This window comes from Bradyrhizobium sp. NAS80.1 (assembly GCF_001908205.1).
Taxonomy (GTDB): Bacteria; Pseudomonadota; Alphaproteobacteria; order Rhizobiales; family Xanthobacteraceae; genus Bradyrhizobium.
On record NZ_LGHL01000356.1, the window covers coordinates 1 to 2,422 of the forward strand.

Here is a 2,422-nt window from a genome sequence, read left to right on the forward strand (position 1 = left end):
GCTGCCGCCACCGCCAGTTCCGCCGCCACCGGCGGCCCCGCCGGCATTGCTCTCGTCCAGCAAAAAACGCGGGCCGCCCCAGCGCGGCTGCAGCGACGAGATGTGGAAGGCGGAGTTACTTGCGCTTGCGAGCAGGCTTGGCATCGGGCTTGCGCTCGCGCTTCGGTCGGATCGATTTTGCATGACTTCCCTCTCTCTGCGGTGGCTGCTCGCTTCGCCCCTCGGCGATCCAGGCGAGCAGCATGAAAACCATCTGCGCCTGTCCCTCGCGCTGATCGGCATAGGCGAGGCGCTGCTCGGCGCTCGCCGCGGTCGGCGGCAGCGTGAACGGCCGACGCAACGCCGCATCGCACAGGGCCTCTAGCAGCTCTTCGCCATCGTCCGTCGCGAAGATCCGCGACGCGATCTGGCGCACGCGCTGCGTCGCCTCGACCTGCGCGCGCGCCAGCGCCGGCATGTCCTTCGGATCTGACTGGCCGAACAGGCCTTCGAGCACGTCCTTGGGGTTACCGAGAAAGCTGCCGAGCGGCTGCGCGTCGCGCGTGCCGAAACGGCTTGGATTGATCGCGACCATCAGGCTGCCCGTTGCTGCTGGGATTGAGCGGCAGCGATCTGCGCTGCGGCGGCGGCAAACTTCTTCTCAAGCTCCTTGCGCTCAGTCGGCGAGACGACGAGGTTCGCCGGGATCTGATCCTCGGCAATCGCCTGCAGCGCGTCGTCGACCTTGACGATGAGCTCGGCCGCCATCGGCGTGCCCTTCACCGCAACACAGAGCTGGATGAAGTCGACGATGCGAGAATGCGCGGCGGCCTTGATCGCCTGGGTGATCGGCGACAACACATCGAGCTTGACGAGCAGCGTGTCGATGTTGATGTCGGGCACGCCCTTGACCTGCTTGCGGGCGAGGATCTCGATCACGCGGCGCACGATGACGGGATGCACCTCGTTGACGATGCGCGCCCACGCGCCCATGTAGTTCTGCGAGATGCGCTTCATGCGCGCCATGATCTCGGTTGCCGAGACCGGTGTCGCGCCCTTCTCCGGCAAGCGATCGTCGCCGAGCATCGACTGCACCTGCAGCCGCAGCTCCTGCGTCACGAGATTGCCGAGGTCGACCTTGCCGCCGCCGGCGTCCATACGCACGACGTCGGGGCCGAGCACGCCGCCTGTCGCCTGCATAGGCCAGAACTCGCCGGGCGCCAGCCGCGCCGTGTCGGGGTTGAAGGCGCCGCCCGGCCGATAACCGTAGATGCCGAGCATCTGGATCGCCGCGGCCTTCAGCGTCAGCTCGACGGCCTTGTTCAGCGTCTTGATCGTTGGCAGGGCCAAGAGGATCGGACCGCGGCCATAGGCTTCGCCCGGCACGCGATGATAGCGAGGCACGGCCATCGGCTGCGTCTTGTACTCGGCCGTTTTGATTGGCCGTTCGCTGTCGGTGAGGTACGCGACGAAGTCCCAGCGGCGCCGTTTGGGATCGTAGACGAAGTCCTGGTCGATCTGGACTTCGGCCTCCGGGTCGGCCTTGAGCTTGTCCATGAAAGCTTGTGGATAGTCGCCGTCCGGAAACGCGTCGTGGATCGCGCGATAGGAGAGCTGACTGCGCCAGAAGATCCCGACGACCTTGCCATAGGCATCGACGATGATCGCCAGCTCGTCGAACGGCACGCAGACGAAGCGCACCGGGGTTTCGTCGTCGCCCTCGACCGGAAACAGCGAGCCGGTACCGACGAGCAGATCGATGCACATCTCCGACGTCGAAGTATCGAACTCGCCAGTCTGGAAAAACGCGTTGACGACTTCCGAGATCGCCTGCAGCTGCCGCTTCAGCGCGGTAAGATCGTCCGCCGACATCGCGAGCTTGGAGATAGCGCCGGGCGCGAGCTTGAAGAAATCAGGCGGGAAGAGATCGGAGTGAAGCTGCCCGGCGGCGCGGAACGAGCTTTCGATCGCGGTCGCATCGAACAGCCGCTCGATCTTGTTGACTGCCTTGCCCTCGCGCGAGGCTGGCCGCCGGAACGGGATCGCGAATTCATAAGCGTCGTCGTAGAACTTCTGCCAGAGCGTGCGATCTGACCACGCCTTGGCGGCGCGCTTCTTGTGCGCCTTGAGATCGAACGCCGGCGCGTCGGCTTTCTTTGCGAGCGGGCTCTTGACGCGCGCCATGTTCAGCCGTTCGGACCGAGCGTCGACGAAACGCCGGCATCGCCGGTGGAGGCGATCAGGAGCCGCCGCCCGCGCGGCGTGCGCCCGGCGGCGCCTGCCTGCTGGTCGGCGAGCGCGGCCTGCTGCTGCTCAGTCTGCTTCTGGCGCGCCAGCGAGATCTGCTGTTCCTGCTTGGCCTCGGCTGCCGCCTTATCTTGGGCGGAGGTGTCCGGCCCCGTGAACAGCGTCTTGACGCCCTGGACGAATGCATTCATGTGGC

3 protein-coding genes are annotated in these 2,422 nt (G+C 66.0%); all 3 read right to left on the reverse strand.

All coding sequences use genetic code 11. The features are described 5' to 3' along the window. Nucleotides 1-115 precede the first annotated feature (115 nt). The gene (locus tag AC629_RS43350) at nucleotides 116-574 is read right to left on the reverse strand and encodes a hypothetical protein (RefSeq protein WP_084810713.1); all 459 of its coding nucleotides are present in this window, start codon (nucleotides 572-574) and stop codon (nucleotides 116-118) included. Then, the gene (locus AC629_RS43355) at nucleotides 574-2,163 is read right to left on the reverse strand and encodes a portal protein (protein ID WP_084810714.1); all 1,590 of its coding nucleotides are present in this window, start codon (nucleotides 2,161-2,163) and stop codon (nucleotides 574-576) included. The genes AC629_RS43350 and AC629_RS43355 overlap by 1 nt, the downstream gene beginning before the upstream one ends. A gap of 2 nt (nucleotides 2,164-2,165) precedes the next feature. After that, the coding region (locus AC629_RS47495; RefSeq protein WP_168195747.1) for a hypothetical protein at nucleotides 2,166-2,422 on the reverse strand (257 nt) is incomplete at its 5' end.

Coding starts and splice junctions, on each gene's coding strand:
- AC629_RS43350 (WP_084810713.1), bottom strand. CDS start 574: ATGGTCGCGATCAATCCAAGCCGTTTCGGCACGCGCGACGCGCAGCCG.
- AC629_RS43355 (WP_084810714.1), bottom strand. CDS start 2,163: ATGGCGCGCGTCAAGAGCCCGCTCGCAAAGAAAGCCGACGCGCCGGCG.